Raw genomic sequence first — 14,336 nt, 5'->3', positions numbered from 1 at the left:
ATGAGCGACATGGACCTTGAATATTATTTCATCAGAAAACCAGATGACGATCGCCTGCCGTTTCTCGTCCCGGATCAAAATACTGAGGATCGCCATTTTCGCTTTGAACCTCAGCCACCAGGCTCTCCACCATTGGTGTTTCACAATGGCTGGAGGGAACTGCAAAGAAAGAACAAAATCGTTGGTGTGACTCCCGACATACTTTTTGCTGGCGCAGACTTGGTGGTTCGAGATGCCGTAAGGGAGCGGCTGCTTGAGCATCGGATTCCCTCTCTGCATATGCACCCGGTCGTTTATATCGACAACGTAGGTCAATGGCACGAAGATTTTTGGTATTTAACCTTCGTTGACCGGTTTGACTGCTGGGACCGTACCACTTCTGAGTTTGACGAGGAAAGTCCGCCAATCCGCCTCGGCGGCTTTCAGCTCCAGGAGGTGTACACCTACTGCCTGGACGAGGAATTGATGCGACAGACCCCATTGGAGAATAGGCGCCTGTTTAAGATGGGAGGAGATCTCAATGCGTTTGTGGTGTGCCATTCCAGCCTGAGCCCCATATTTAGAGGGAACGGCACTAGTGGCGCTAGTTTGATGGCCATCGCCGATTATTGATCACCTTACTCGTGCTTTCAATCGCGACGCGATCTCGAACCTGGCCCAGCCTGATCGCGGACGGTCAGCCGAGGCCCGTGCAGAATGTTGTCGATACGGTGTTGATGGACATCGAACCGGTGCTGGCCAGGTCGATCCGCAATGATCCGAATTTTCGCGGTCGTGTTGGAGATCATTGCCGACCATGACAGCGTCCTGAGTTATCTGGCATATGTAGGGCTGATGATTGAAGCGATTCCGCCGAATTTCTACGCCTATGTCGCTGGCGGTATTCAGCCCAGCAGGCTAATCAGCAGGCAGATTTGCTTCATCAGCGATCCAGCTGCGATGATTTGGCGAGTTCCAGGTCGTTGTTGTCGTAGTACAGCGATTCCACCACCCATCCGGCTTTTTTATCGTAGACGAAGTTGTAGTCTTCGATGCGGGTCGGGCCGCTGAAGGCGCATTTGGCGCTGTCGAATTTGGTTTGCGGGATGTATTCCTTGCCGGTCGATTTTTTCATCGCGGTCAGCATGGCGATTTCGGTGTCGGCTGGACCGCGCTGGAACAGTTCGACGTAGTTCTTGATGAACACCGGTCGCGTGATTTTCATCGATTTCATCCCGTCCATCGGCGGCAGCAGCTGTACCGGGAATTTGTAGTAGCGCGCCACTTGTTCGGGCTGGCCAGCCAGGGTGGCGGTGCGGAACGATTGCCAGGTAGAGCGCAGCAGCGCCGGGTCAGGCGCGCTGCACGGCTCGGCGCTGGCCGGCGAGTTCAGGCATCCTGCCAGGCTCACAGCGCACAGCGTCAACATCAGGGATTGCTTCATTTACGTTTTTCCTTTTCAGTCGGCCAGCGATACGATACCAGATGCAAGGCGGGATCGTCGGCGGGGTCGACGGTCCAGCCGGCAAAGTCCCTGACCATGCGCGAGAAGTTGCCGCTGAGGAGGCGTACCACCTTCACCTTTCTGAATTTCTTTTTGGTTTTCTTGGTGATGGTGCCGTCTTTGCCTTTGACTTCGACTTCCTCGACGCCATCCTCGACATTTTTTTCCGTCGTGCCGGTGTAGAAACCAACGTGATACTCCGGTTTGGTGGAGCGGGTGACGACGGTGATGGCGCCATAGCGCGGCTCGCTCAGTTGCTCGCCCCAGTTCTTCCACGACACGGCTTGCGCGTCGTCGGTGCCGATGTAGCCAGCTTGTTCCATACACCAGTTGGTGAAGGACGAACACCATGACGTGCCATCGTCGCGCGCCGTGTCGCGGTCCAGCGAGGTGGTTTGCAGATATTTGACGATGTCCGGGTTGTTGAAGCGTTGCTCGATCTTCAGCATTTCGGCGTCGGCATCGGCGTAGGCTTTTTGCTGACTGGTGATGGCGGCCTGCAGTTCTGCCACTTTTGCGCCGTCCACCGGTTTCTTTTTCTGTTCGATGCCCAGCTGCTTGTGCGCGGCTTTTTCAGCTTTTTTGGCGGCTTCGCGCGCGGCGTGCTGTGCTTTCCACTCAGGGTTAGTCTTGTGGTCATCTCTGTTTTCGATGACTTTCTCGGCGCCTTCCTTGCCTTGCTCCTTGAGGGCGAAGGGCATCCACGGCGCGTCGGTGCTGGCCGCAACCGTCTTGACGGCTGGCTGTTCGGCGGTCTGGACTTTCTCTTCGACCTTGAGTTTTTTGGTGTCCTTGTTGGGCAGGCTGCTGCCGATCACTTGCTGGCGGGCCGGGCCGGGCGCGCTGGTCGGGGTGCTCAGCGGCGTTTCCGGGAATTTCGGACGCGTGTAGAACTGCTTCACGTAGGCGAAGGAGGTCATGTAGACGGCGTTCCAGCCGAGGTCTTTTTTTACGGCGGCCACGATGTCTTCGAAGGTGATTTCGCGGCTCGGCGCTGGCTTGGGTGCGGCTTTTTCCTTGGCCGCCTGGGCGGCGGCGTCGAAGACGTTGCTTGGGGCTGGCGGCTTTGCTGGTGGTGCGGGCTTTGGCGCCGGTGCCGGTGCTGGCGCTGGCGCCGGGGTTGCGCCGCCGGTGTTTTCGGGCGTCGGCTTCCAGCCGTTGTCCGGGGCAGGGAAGGCTTGGGCGATCTGCTCGCCGTCATGGGTCTGCAGGACGTGCTGGTTGCCATCTTCAGGCATGCCTTCCTTGCTGACGGCGTCGTTGTAAGCTTCGACATCGATGCGCGGGATCAGGATCGCCACCGGCTCCTGCGACTCGGAGCTGATTTCGGGGACTTTGCCGTCGGCACCAGTTGTCACTTCTTTGGCGCTGACTTCCCATTCGATGCCCTCGTCGGCAGGCGCGGGCGCGCTGTCGGCTGCAGCGTTGGCGGCCGGCTCGGATGCAGATGCAGTCGGCGCCGGTTCGGTGGATGGCGCTGGTGCGGGCGTCACATCAGCTGCCGGCGGCGGTGCAGGCGCTGGTTCGGCGGGCTGGGCGGGCGGCGTTGCGGGCGCCGTGGCCGCTGGCGGCTTGGCAGGGCCTGCGGGCTTGGGCGTCTTGGTCACGACGATGACCTTGCGACTGTTCATCGGCTTGCCCATGACGTCGTTCAGCTGCACCACCAGCCCATGCGAGGCGTTGAGGATCGCTTCGATACGATCCGCCTCGTCCACCACGGTCTTGGAGTCCGGATAGCGCTTGTTCTTTTCCAGCTCGGCAAACTCCTTTGGATGCCAGGTTTCTCTCTTGCGCTTGCTATTTGGGATAGGGACCATCTCGCAGTCGCGGGTCGAGAATTCACCGTAGTGATAGCGGTAGTAGATCAGCGGTTCAAACTTGCCGGCTGCCGAGCCGTAGTCCTTGATGGTTTCGGCCTTGAGGTCGCGGAAGTAGCCCAGCCCGGCCTTAATGCTGGAACGCGCGTCAAAGCGGTTGCTGTCGTTGACGCCGTAGGTGGCCGCGGTCTTGTCGATCACCTGGGCGATGCCGGAGGCCGTGCCTTTCGGATTGGCCGCATCCGGATTGAACGACGATTCGCGCTTGGCGATGGCAATGTAGTACGCCAGGTCGCGGTTGTTGAAGCCCATCTTGCGGGCTTCCTCAATGATGATGTCGATGACTTTCTGCTGCACCTCGGGCGGCACTTCGAAACCTTGGCGGCCGGTGCCGGACAGCGGCTTGCTCTTGTCGATCGGCTCGTTGAAATGGGTATCGGTCATTGCGGTTGTGGATCTTCAAGCACGGTGTTGTTGATCGGGTAGCGCGGTGCCAGATGCCAGGACGGCTCGCGCAGGCGGATCGCGCGCTGCTCGCTGGCCGGCGTGGATTTCCACTTGCTGCCATAGCGCCTCCAGCGGCCGTCGAGCCCCACCACGGCTTGGAGCTCGCAGGTGTCGCAGCTGCCGCCGGTATCCAGGTTCACCAGCAGATAGCGTTGCTTGCCGGCCTCCACGCAGCGCAGCGCGGAGGCGATGTGGAAGTCATCTCCGACCGGCTCGTGTTCCAGCAGGTCGCGTGTCACGGGCTTCTTTCCAGGCTGGGTGATCACCAGTTCCTGCTCGGTGCAGCCGCTGTTGACCTGCACCACGGCATTGGCGCGCTGCGACACCTCGCAGTAGGAACGCACCACCACCTTGGCGTCGCCGCACTGGGTCTCGTTCTTGAACCAGAACATCTCGGGATCGGCGGCCTGCGCGGCAGCGCCGCAAGCCCACAGCAGGGCGGCGGAAATCATCTTTTTATGCATACTCAGGAAAACCATTGGTTCAGTTCATCTTCATCGATTTTGTCGCGATGGAATTTCTCGTTATGGTCTAACGAGATCGCGAGTTGTTCTTCCTTGGCGGTGTTGACCGGCGTGGTGTGGCCTTCGGCATCGGTCTTGCCGAAGAAGACCTTGCCGTCGGCGCGCTGTTTCTTGTACAGGCGGCCGGCGATGGCTGTGCCGGCCACCGCGTCCTTGACCTGGAAGCGGCCGGCGTACAGTTTTTCGTTCGGCAGCTCGGGCAGGGCTGGCGTGCTCTGCGCCGGGCCGGTCAGCTCTTTCATGCTGGCCTTGAAGGTCATGGTGCCGGGACCGTGCACTTCGATATTGCCGCCTTCCAGTTTGAGGTAGGCCCCTTGCGCGGTCAGCAGCACGTGCTCCTTGGCGGCCATGCGCACGTCCTTGCTGACGCTGGCCACGGTGATCATGCGGTCAGCGGTGAGCGAGGTGGCGTCGTTCTGGCTCTGGCTGCTGACCTTGCCGCTGGCCGCGTGCAGGCGGATGCCGGTTTCCTGGTTCGGCTTGTCGGCGCTGCTGGCTTTGCCGTAGGTGAACAGGCTGATGCCGTCGCGCACGGTGTGCAGGCTGTTGGCTTGCGTGAGCAGGTTGATGTCCAGCCCGGCCGCCATGCTGCTGGTGGCGCCGGCGGCAATGACCGCGCTGGCTGGCGTGGTCGCGACGATGCCGGATGGTGCCGACAGCTGTATCAGCGCGGCGCTGTAGGCGGTGGCCTGGCCGCCGCCGCCCGCATCGCCGGCCAGCCCCGAACCGGATGCGGACAGGGCTTGCGCGCTGCCGGCCATCTGCACGATGGCGGGGATTTTCTCCGGCTCCGGCTCGGCCTTGAGTTTTGCATTCTGCTTTTGCGCGGTGGTCGCCAGCGTGGTTTGCAGCGCTTGCGCCTGTTCGATCTGTGCCTGCGCTTCGCGCGCATCGAGCTGATGGCCGCTGCCGCCGTTGCGCAGATCGGCCGACAGCAGCATGCCGCGGCCGGCGCGCAGCGCGGCGCTGTGTTCGGACTTGAGCTCGGCGCCGAAACCGGCCGGCTGCAGGCGCTGGTTGTCGGTCTGGTGGCGCAGATTGCCCAGATTGAGTTCGTCCGTGCCCTGGTGCGGCGACGCATGCCGCTGCAAGCCCAGGCGCGGCTGGCCCGGCGTGTCGTCAAACACCAACTGGCTGTAAGCGCCGCTGCCGCCCTGGCTGGCTGGCAGCGTCTGGCTCTTGAGGCCGGACAAGGTGGCCGCATGGGCATGACCGGCAGCGTCCCCGGGGAACCACGCCGGCGCATTGCCGGTGCTGGCGCCGCCGCCTTGCGCGACCTGGTTATGCTGCGCATCGGCCTGGCCCTGGCCGCTGTAGAGTGCGCCGATTACCACCGGCCGGTCGATATTGCCGTCGATGAAATCGATCAGCACTTCCTGTCCCACGCGCGGCACGGCGTTGCTGCCCCAGTTGGCGCCGGCTTGCGGCGCCAGCGGCGTGGCCACGCGCACCCATGCGCCGACGCTGTCATCGGCCGGCGCACCGCTGTGGCTGCCCGGTGCCGGATGATTCAGGCGGTTGTGGCCGGCATCGCCGCGCTGCCAATGGAACTGCACCTTGATGCGGTGGTCGCGGTCGGTATGCACCGCCGCGCCGGAAGGACCAACCACCACGGCGGTCTGCTGGCCCTGAATAGTCGGACGCGGATGCAGCAGGCGGCCGTGGCCATCCGTGCCGCTGGCGCGATAGGGCACGCTGGCGCGGATGGCGTCAATGCGGTTGCGGTACAGCGGCCGTTCGCCGGCCGCCTTGCCCACCGCGTGCAGGCTGCCGGCCTGCTCGGCGGCGATGGCGGCGCCCAGCGCGCTTTCGCCCAGCCGTTGCATCAGGCCGGCGTGCAGGTCGGCACTGAGGTTGTTGTGCATCAGGTGCACCACGCGCGTGACGAGGAAGGTTGCATCGCCCAGCGCATGCTCGCTCAGATTGAAGGTCGTGCCCGGCGACAGGGTGCGCACGGTGCCGGCGCCGGTGTAGGCCTCGCGCGCCGCTTCCAGCGCTTGCAACTGCTGGTCGGCGATGCGCTGGCCGTGGGCGCGTGACGGGTAGGCGTAAGCGCCGGGCGCGTCGCGGCTGGTCAGCAGCACATCGGCCGCTGCATCCGGCGCGGCGGCGCTGACCGGGCGCCTATCCAGCGCGCGGTAGTCCCAGCTGTGCAGCTCCACCGCATTGGTTTGCAGCTTGAGTTCACTGCGCCAGCGGTCCATGCTGTCCTCGCGCATGACGGCGCCGGGCTGGGTGAAGCGCACCTGCGCCTGGGCGTTGGGCTTGAAGCTGCTGTTATCGTCGGCAATCACCAGCTCGTGGACGTCCTTGCTGTGCACGAAGTAGTGGAACAGGCCTTCCTCGTGCATCAGGCGCTCGGCAAAGGCGAGATCGCTTTCCTGGTACTGGGTAGTCAGGCTGCGCACCGGATAGCGGCTGCGGTCCTGCACATCGAAGCGCCAGGCCGGCGCCAGCTTGCCCTGGCCTTGCCAGGCGCCGAATACGGCATCCAGGATGTCAAACACGTTCAGGGCCTGGAATATGCGGCTGTCGCGGTTATGGCCGAGGAAAGCGGTCCACGGTTCCAGCGTCAGCGTGTAGCGCGCCAGACCGCCGTTGGCGCCATTGGCTTCGGCACTGGTGACGTGGCCGTGGAACGGTCGCGCCTCGCCCAGCGTGGTTTGCAGTTCCAGCAGCACCGGCTGGCCGAGCAGGGCGCGCAGCGACAGCCCGGCGTCCGGCGACAGGGCGGTGATGCGAAAACGAAAGCCGCCGCTCAGCGCCTCTTCGCCGCGCACGCATTCCGGCGTCAGCAGGTTCTCGCCAAGTGGCGTGGTCAGGCGCAGCAGGCGGGTTTCTTGGCCTAACAGGGAAAGCAATTCGCGCAGCATGGTTGTTAAGTTAATATGTTTGCATTCCGCATTACACCTGATTCAACCCGGCTCAGCAAGAGTGATTCGATTGAAATTGCGCCAACGAAAAACGCCCCGCGCGGCGTGGGCCGGGCGGGGCGTTGAGTACTAGCAATGCTTGTTAGTGGCTTGGAACGACTTCCATCGGTTCCGGATCAGTGATGGTCGAGCCTGGATTGGCCAGTTCGGCTTTCATCTTGTCCATATCCAGGTCTTTTTCCCAGCGTGACACCACCACGGCGGCTACGCCGTTGCCGATGAAGTTGGTCAGCGCGCGGCACTCGGACATGAAGCGGTCGATGCCCAGGATCAGCGCCATGCCGGCCACTGGAATATCAGGCACCACGTGCAGGGTCGCGGCCAGCGTGATGAAGCCGGCGCCGGTGATGCCCGACGCGCCTTTCGAGGTCAGCATCGCCACGCCGAGGATGGTCAGTTCCTGCATCAGCGTCAGGTCGGTGTTGGTCGCTTGCGCCACGAACAGGGCGGCCATCGTCATATAGATGTTGGTGCCGTCCAGGTTGAACGAGTAGCCGGTAGGGACCACCAGGCCCACCACCGATTTGCCGCAGCCCAGGCGTTCCAGCTTGTTGATCAGCGATGGCAGGGCCGATTCCGACGAACTGGTGCCCAGCACGATCAGCAGTTCTTCCTTGATGTAGAGGATGAAGCGGCCGATGGAGAAGCCGGTCAGGCGCGCCACGGTGCCCAGCACCACCACCACAAAGATAATGCAGGTGGCGTAGAAGCAGCCCATCAGGGTGGCCAGCGGCAGCAGCGATTTGATGCCGTATTTGCCAATGGTGAAGGCCATCGCGCCGAACGCGCCGATCGGAGCGACTTTCATCACGATGTTGACCACGCCGAAGATGGCGTGCGAAGCGTCGTCAATCAGCTTGACCAGCGGCTTGCCGCGCTCGCCCAGCAGCGAGATCGAGAAGCCGAACAGGATGGCGATCAGCAGCACTTGCAGGATGTCGCCCTTGGCAAACGCATCGACCACCGTGTTCGGGATGATATTCATCAGGAAGTCGGTGGTGGTTTGCGCGTGCGCCTTGGTGGTGTACTGCTCGATGGACTTGGCGTCCAGCGTGGCGGCGGTGGCGTTGAAGCCGGCGCCCGGTTTCACCAGGTTGGCGACGAACAGGCCGATCACCAGCGCGAAGGTGGAGATCACTTCAAAGTACAGCAGCGCCTTGCCGCCGACGCGGCCGATCTTCTTCACGTCCTGCATGCCGGCGATGCCCGACACCACGGTGCAGAAGATCACCGGCGCGATAATCATCTTGATCAGTTTGATGAAGCCGTCGCCCAGCGGTTTCATGGCGACGCCGCTGTCCGGATAGAACACGCCCAGCATCACGCCGCAGAAGATGGCGAAGAGTACCTGTACGTACAGGATTTTATAGAATGGTTTTTTCACGGGCTCTCCTCATATTGTATTTCGTGTGAGGAGTGCATCATCGCGTAAGCGGAGAGATATCACTATTGTGGAAAGCCGCAAATCACGGCCGGTGATATCTCTCTTTGGTAAGGGATTCTACTTATTGGGCGACCCAGCCGCCGTCCATATTCCACGCCACGCCGCGTACCTGCTTGGCCGCGTCCGAGCACAGGAACACCGCCAGCGCGCCCAGTTCTTCCGGCGTCACGAACTCGCCGGACGGCTGCTTGTCGGCCAGCAGCGCCTTCTTGGCTTGCTCGTTGCTGATGCCTTCCTTGGCGGCGCGGTCATCAACCTGTTTTTGCACCAGCGGCGTCAGCACGAAGCCGGGGCAGATGGCGTTGACGGTGATGCCGGTGCTGGCCGTCTCCAGCGCATTGGCCTTGGTCAGGCCGACCAGCCCGTGCTTGGCGGCGACATAGGCCGACTTGCCGGCCGACGCCACCAGGCCGTGCGCCGAAGCGAGGTTGATGATGCGGCCCCAGTTGTTGGCGCGCATGCGCGGCAGCACCAGGCGCGAGGTGTGGAAGGCCGACGTCAGATTGATGGCGATGATGGCGTCCCATTTCTCGACCGGGAATTCCTCGACGTTGGCGACGAACTGGATGCCGGCGTTATTGACCAGCACATCGACGCCGCCGAACTTTTCGCTGGCGAACTTGATCATGGCTTCGATCTCGGCCGGCTTGGTCATGTCGGCGTTGTGGTAGGCCACCTGCACGCCGAATTCCTTGGCCAGGTCGGCCTGCAACTGCGCGATTTCCTGGCTGTCGCCAAAGCCGTTCAGCAGCACGTTGGCGCCTTCCGCCGCCAGCGAGCGGGCGATGCCCAGGCCGATGCCGGAGGTGGAGCCGGTAACCAACGCGGTCTTACCGCTCAAAGTCTTGTTTGCCATACTGTGTCCTCTACAGGGTTGGAGATTGGGTGTGCGCTGCGCTACACTTCGGTAGGATTTTGTCACAACGCGGTAAAATGGTCATTCTGAACATCATTACATAAAAACCATTAAGGAAGCCGCATGTTCGAAGCAAAAATAAAGTCTGTTCAATGCCTGTCGCTGGCCGGCCTGCATCGCATGTCCTACAAGGAGTGGGGCGACGAAAGCAATCCCAACGTGCTGGTCTGCGTACACGGCGTCACCCGTGTCGGCGACGACTTTGACAACATGGCGCGCGCGCTGGCCAACGACTACCGCGTGATCGCCCCCGACATCGTCGGCCGCGGCCGCTCCGACTGGCTGAAGAACCCGCAGCTGTACCGCATTCCGCAGTACGTCAGCGACATCGTAACCCTGCTGGCGCGTGTGCTGCCAGACGCCGAAAGTCAGAAGGTCGACTGGTTCGGCACCTCGATGGGGGGCCTGATCGGCATGGGCCTGGCTTCGCTGCCGGGCAACCCGATCCGCAAGCTGGTGCTCAACGATATCGGCCCGGTGCTGGCGCCAATGGCCATGCAGCGCATTGGCGACTACATCGGCCAGGACCTGCGCTTTGAAAGCTTTGAGGCCGGCGCCAAGTTCATCCGCGACGTTTCGCTGTCCTTCGGCGAGCATACCGAAGCTGAATGGCACAAGCTGGCCACCGATGTGTTGCGCCAGGATAAGGACGGCAAGTGGGTACGCCACTACGATATGGGTCTGGCCTTGCCGTTCCGTTCGGCGACGCCGGAATCGGCCGACGCCGACCAGGCCATGCTGTGGGCCGCGTACGACGCCATCACCTGTCCGACGCTGCTGGTGCGCGGCGCCGAGTCCGACCTGCTGTCGCCGGAAACGGCCAAGCTGATGACCGAGCGCGGCCCGAAAGCCACGCTGGTGGAAATTCCGAACGTCGGCCACGCGCCGACCTTTATTCACGACGATCAAATCGCAATAGCAAAGCAATTCCTGTTAGGTTAATAAGAGTATGGAAATCAAACGACTGCACGTGGGCAAACGCCTGTCCGAAGTGGCGATCCACAACAACACCGTGTACCTGGCCGGCCAGATCCCGGACGACCTGTCGCTCGACATCAGGGGCCAGACGCGCGAAGTGCTGGCGCATATCGACCGCCTGCTGGGCGAATCCGGCAGCGACAAGACCTGCATCCTGAGCTGCCAGATCTACATCAAGGACATGGCCGACTTCCCCGGCATGAACGAGGAGTGGGACGCCTGGGTGCCGCAGGGCCATACGCCGCCGCGCGCCACCGTGGAAGCCAAACTGTACGATCCGCGCGTGCTGGTGGAAATCGTCGTCATCGCCGCGCAGCGCTAGGAGTCACATGGTTTCCACCACCGCGCTCAACAGCGCAGCGTCGGAGCAGTTGGTTGTCGGCCTGTCGCCCGACGACAGCGTCCGCATGCTGGCCGCGCTGGACTTTGCCGGCGAGGCGTATGCCGACAAACACAGTGCCAGCGGCCAGCCGGCGTTCGACTGCGCGGTCGGCGTGGCCGGCACGCTGGCCTCGCTCAACACCGACGTCGAAACCCGCATCGCGGGCCTGATGTTTGAGCTGACCCTGCTGGACCCGGAGCAGGCCGCCATCATCGAGCCGCGATTCGGGCCGGAGGTCAACGACCTGGTGGCCGGCGTGCGCCAGCTGATCCGCCTGCGCGAACTGACCCAGAGCCAGCAAGGCGCGGCGCCGGGACGCGGCCGCAACGCCGCGCAAATGGCGGTGGCGCAGGTGGAAACCCTGCGCAAGATGCTGCTGGCGATGGCCTCCGACATGCGCGTGGTGCTGGTGCGGCTGGCGTCGTGCGTGACCACCTCGCGCTACTTTGCCGACATCAAGCTGTTCAACGACATGACCTGCGCTTTCGGGCGCGAGACGCTGGACTTGTATGCGCCGCTGGCCAACCGGCTCGGCATCTGGCAGCTCAAGTGGGAGCTGGAAGACTTGTCGTTCCGCTTCATCGAACCGGAGACCTACAAGCGCATCGCCAAGATGCTGGAAGAGAAGCGCGTGATGCGCGAGGGCTTTGTCACCAGCGCCATCGAGCGCCTGCAATCGGAGATGGCCTCGGCCGGCATCCAGGCCGAAGTGTTCGGCCGCCCGAAACACATCTACTCGATCTGGAGCAAGATGAAGGGCAAGGAGCTGGACTTCGCCGACCTGTACGACGTGCGTGCCTTCCGCGTGATCGTGGACGACGTGAAGACCTGCTACACGGTGCTGGGCGTGGTGCACAACATCTGGACCCCGATTCCGAAAGAATTCGACGACTACATCTCGCGGCCCAAGCCGAACGGCTACCGCTCGCTGCACACGGTGGTGACGGCGGAAGACGGCCGCCCGCTGGAAGTGCAGATCCGGACCAGGGAAATGCACAGCTTTGCCGAATACGGCGTGGCGGCGCACTGGCGCTACAAGGAAACCGGCGGCTCCACCTTCACCGCCCAGCAGTACGACGAGAAAATCGCCTGGCTGCGCCAGCTGCTGGCGTGGAAAACCGACGTGGCCGATGCCGTGGTCGGGCAGGAAGAGCAGCAGCGCGAGTGGGTGGAAAAACTCAAGGCCGCCGCGCTGGATGACCGCATCTTCGTGCTGACGCCGCAGGCGCGCGTGATCGAATTGCCGGTCGGCGCGACCCCGGTGGACTTCGCCTATCACCTGCACAGCGACGTCGGCCACCGCTGCCGTGGCGCGCGCGTGGATGGCGTGATGGTGCCGCTGAATACGCCGCTGAAAAACGGCCAGACCTGCGAAATCATCACTGCCAAAGGCGCGCCGGGCACGGCCGGGCCGTCGCGCGACTGGCTCAGCGACGAGTACACGGTGGCGACCCGTACGCGCTCCAAGATCCGTGCGTGGTTCCACGCCATCGACATGCAGGAAACCCTGTCGCATGGCAGGGCTGCGGTGGAGAAAACGCTGCAGCGCGAGGGCAAGACCGCCGTCAACCTGGAAGCGCTGGCCAACAAGCTGGGCTTCGCCAAGGTCGATGATTTGTTCCTGTCGGTGGGCAAGGACGAGTTCAGCCTGCGCGCGATTGAAAACGCGCTGCACGACAGCGGCGAGCCGAGCGAGCCGGTGGATGAAGTCTTCCTCGGCAAGAGCCGCGCGTCGAGCGTGGAGCAGGGCGCCAAGTCGGGCGTGCTGGTGGTTGGCACCGACGGACTGATGACGCAGCTGGCCAAGTGCTGCAAGCCGGCGCCGCCGGATGGCATCGTCGGCTTCGTCACGCGCGGCAAGGGCGTGTCGATTCACCGCGCGACCTGCAAGAACTTCGCCGAAATGCGCGCCAAGGCGCCGGAGCGGGTGATTGTGACCGAGTGGGGACGCGCCGTTTCGGATACCGTCTACCCGGTCGATATCTTCATCCTGGCGAACGACCGCCAGGGCCTGCTGCGCGATATCTCGGAGATTTTCTCGCGCGAGAAAATCAACGTTATCGGCGTCAACACCCAATCGGCAAAAGGCTTCGCGCGCATGACCTTCACCGCCGAAATCGGCGCCACGGCGCAGCTGCACAAGGCCCTGAGCGCGATCTCGGAAGTGGGCGGCGTGCAGGAAGCCCGCCGTGCATAGGGACTTGCAGTCGCTGGAGAGCGAACGCCTGGTGTTGGCGCCGCTCAGCGATGAGCATTTTCCGGCGCTGGCCGAGATCAACGGCAATGCTGATGTGATGCGCTACATCGGCGGCGGCCGGCCGCAAACGCTGGAAGAAAGCCAGGCCATGATCGACCGGGTCAAGCTTCGCTGGCAGGAGCACGGCTATTCGTGGTGGGCGCTGTTGCGTAAAACGGATGGCCTGATGGTGGGCGCTGCGGTCCTGCAGCCAATTGAGGGCGTGACCGGCGCGACGCCGGAAATTGGCTGGCGCCTGCGGCCGGATTGCCAGGGGCAGGGGTACGCCACCGAAGTTGCGCGCCGCATTGTGGACTGGGCGCGCGAGCTGGGCATGCCAGAGTTGCTGGCTGTTGCTCATCCTGATAACAGCGCGTCGAGGGCGGTGATGGAGCGGCTGGGCATGCAGTTTCGCGGCATCGAAACGCACTACAAAGTGCCCTGCGCGACCTACGTGCTCAAGCTGAGATAGTCCGCGTAATGTGCGCCGCAATCGCCTGCGCCAGCAGGTGGATGTGGTAACCGTCGACAAAGCCGTGGTGCGCTTGTACCGACATCGTCATCGCCAGCTTGCCATCGTGGCGCTGATCGCTGAAACGGCCCCATGCCAGCGATGGGATATCGTAATCCTTGTGCTCGTAAATCGGGTGCTCGATCGAGGTCAGCTTCAGCCACGGCATGCAGGTGATGTGGATGTTGCGGCGCTTATCGTAGTCGCTCAGGTCTTCGGACTTGTTGATGATCCTGGTGCTGGCCTCTGCTTCCTTCTTTGCTGCCACGCTGCGGGCGACAAACTCCTGCAAATCCGCCGTCATTTCAAAGCGCGCAAAGTTCAGGTTCTGATCCTGATTAATGACCGTGTACGAGGCCCAGAAATCCTTGATCTTGATCACCTCGCCCTTGTGGATGCGGTACATGAAGTTATCGATGCCTTCCAGCGCATGCAGCACGTGGTACAGGAAAAAGTGGAAAGGAGGCAGCCCATGCTGCTTGCAGAAAGGCCGGAACTCCGGCACTTCCAGCTCAAAGCTCAGGTTGACGAGTGGTTTTTCGAACGACGCAAAAGCTTCGTATCGGTCGCGGCGTTTTTCAAAGTTGTGCATGATGGTGAGGCTT

Annotated in this window: 12 protein-coding genes; 5 read left to right on the top strand and 7 right to left on the bottom strand. The window is 62.6% G+C overall.

The features are described from left to right. The gene (locus BMZ70_RS07490; RefSeq protein ID WP_092271814.1) at positions 1-612 is read left to right on the top strand and encodes a hypothetical protein; all 612 of its coding nucleotides are present in this window, start codon (positions 1-3) and stop codon (positions 610-612) included. Positions 613-922: 310 nt separating this feature from the next. On the opposite strand, the gene BMZ70_RS07485 is transcribed toward BMZ70_RS07490, so the two are convergent. From BMZ70_RS07485 to BMZ70_RS07460, 6 genes are all read right to left on the bottom strand, one after another. Further along, positions 923-1,423, bottom strand: a complete 501-nt coding sequence (locus BMZ70_RS07485; RefSeq protein ID WP_092271812.1) for a hypothetical protein — start codon at positions 1,421-1,423, stop codon at positions 923-925. After that, positions 1,420-3,744: a TIGR02594 family protein gene (locus BMZ70_RS07480; RefSeq protein WP_092271809.1), complete on the bottom strand. Its 2,325-nt coding sequence runs from the start codon at positions 3,742-3,744 to the stop codon at positions 1,420-1,422. Before BMZ70_RS07480 ends, BMZ70_RS07485 begins: the two co-directional genes overlap by 4 nt. Beyond that, the gene (locus BMZ70_RS07475; RefSeq protein ID WP_130300866.1) at positions 3,741-4,259 is read right to left on the bottom strand and encodes a hypothetical protein; all 519 of its coding nucleotides are present in this window, start codon (positions 4,257-4,259) and stop codon (positions 3,741-3,743) included. Before BMZ70_RS07475 ends, BMZ70_RS07480 begins: the two co-directional genes overlap by 4 nt. A 14-nt stretch (positions 4,260-4,273) precedes the next feature. After that, the gene (locus BMZ70_RS07470) at positions 4,274-7,192 is read right to left on the bottom strand and encodes a type VI secretion system Vgr family protein (RefSeq protein ID WP_229205328.1); all 2,919 of its coding nucleotides are present in this window, start codon (positions 7,190-7,192) and stop codon (positions 4,274-4,276) included. 154 nt (positions 7,193-7,346) lie between these two features. Further along, complete coding sequence (locus BMZ70_RS07465) at positions 7,347-8,648, bottom strand: dicarboxylate/amino acid:cation symporter (protein WP_092271804.1); 1,302 nt, start codon at positions 8,646-8,648, stop codon at positions 7,347-7,349. 121 nt (positions 8,649-8,769) lie between these two features. Further along, positions 8,770-9,564: a 3-hydroxybutyrate dehydrogenase gene (locus BMZ70_RS07460; RefSeq protein ID WP_092271802.1), complete on the bottom strand. Its 795-nt coding sequence runs from the start codon at positions 9,562-9,564 to the stop codon at positions 8,770-8,772. A 123-nt stretch (positions 9,565-9,687) separates the two neighbouring features. Here BMZ70_RS07460 and BMZ70_RS07455 point away from each other — a divergent pair, with 123 nt between their 5' ends. Genes BMZ70_RS07455 through BMZ70_RS07440 form a run of 4 tightly spaced genes read left to right on the top strand, consistent with a single transcriptional unit; the run spans position 9,688 to position 13,692 of the window. Then, positions 9,688-10,566: an alpha/beta fold hydrolase gene (locus tag BMZ70_RS07455; RefSeq protein ID WP_092271799.1), complete on the top strand. Its 879-nt coding sequence runs from the start codon at positions 9,688-9,690 to the stop codon at positions 10,564-10,566. Positions 10,567-10,573: 7 nt separating this feature from the next. After that, positions 10,574-10,924 carry a RidA family protein gene (locus BMZ70_RS07450; RefSeq protein WP_092271796.1) on the top strand — a complete coding sequence of 117 codons (351 nt, stop codon included), beginning with the start codon at positions 10,574-10,576 and terminating at the stop codon, positions 10,922-10,924. A gap of 7 nt (positions 10,925-10,931) precedes the next feature. Further along, positions 10,932-13,181, top strand: a complete 2,250-nt coding sequence (locus BMZ70_RS07445; RefSeq protein ID WP_092271793.1) for a RelA/SpoT family protein — start codon at positions 10,932-10,934, stop codon at positions 13,179-13,181. Next, complete coding sequence (locus BMZ70_RS07440) at positions 13,174-13,692, top strand: GNAT family N-acetyltransferase (RefSeq protein WP_229205327.1); 519 nt, start codon at positions 13,174-13,176, stop codon at positions 13,690-13,692. The genes BMZ70_RS07445 and BMZ70_RS07440 overlap by 8 nt, the downstream gene beginning before the upstream one ends. Here the strand turns inward: BMZ70_RS07440 and BMZ70_RS07435 are convergent. Next, positions 13,679-14,323: a CatA-like O-acetyltransferase gene (locus BMZ70_RS07435; RefSeq protein WP_092271787.1), complete on the bottom strand. Its 645-nt coding sequence runs from the start codon at positions 14,321-14,323 to the stop codon at positions 13,679-13,681. The genes BMZ70_RS07440 and BMZ70_RS07435 overlap by 14 nt on opposite strands. Positions 14,324-14,336 lie beyond the last annotated feature (13 nt).

Origin of the sequence: Duganella sp. CF402 (assembly GCF_900109645.1) — a bacterium.
Classification (GTDB): domain Bacteria; phylum Pseudomonadota; class Gammaproteobacteria; order Burkholderiales; family Burkholderiaceae_D; genus Rugamonas.
The sequence above is the reverse complement of the archived record's forward strand: the minus strand, read 5'-3'. Positions and strand labels throughout refer to the sequence as shown.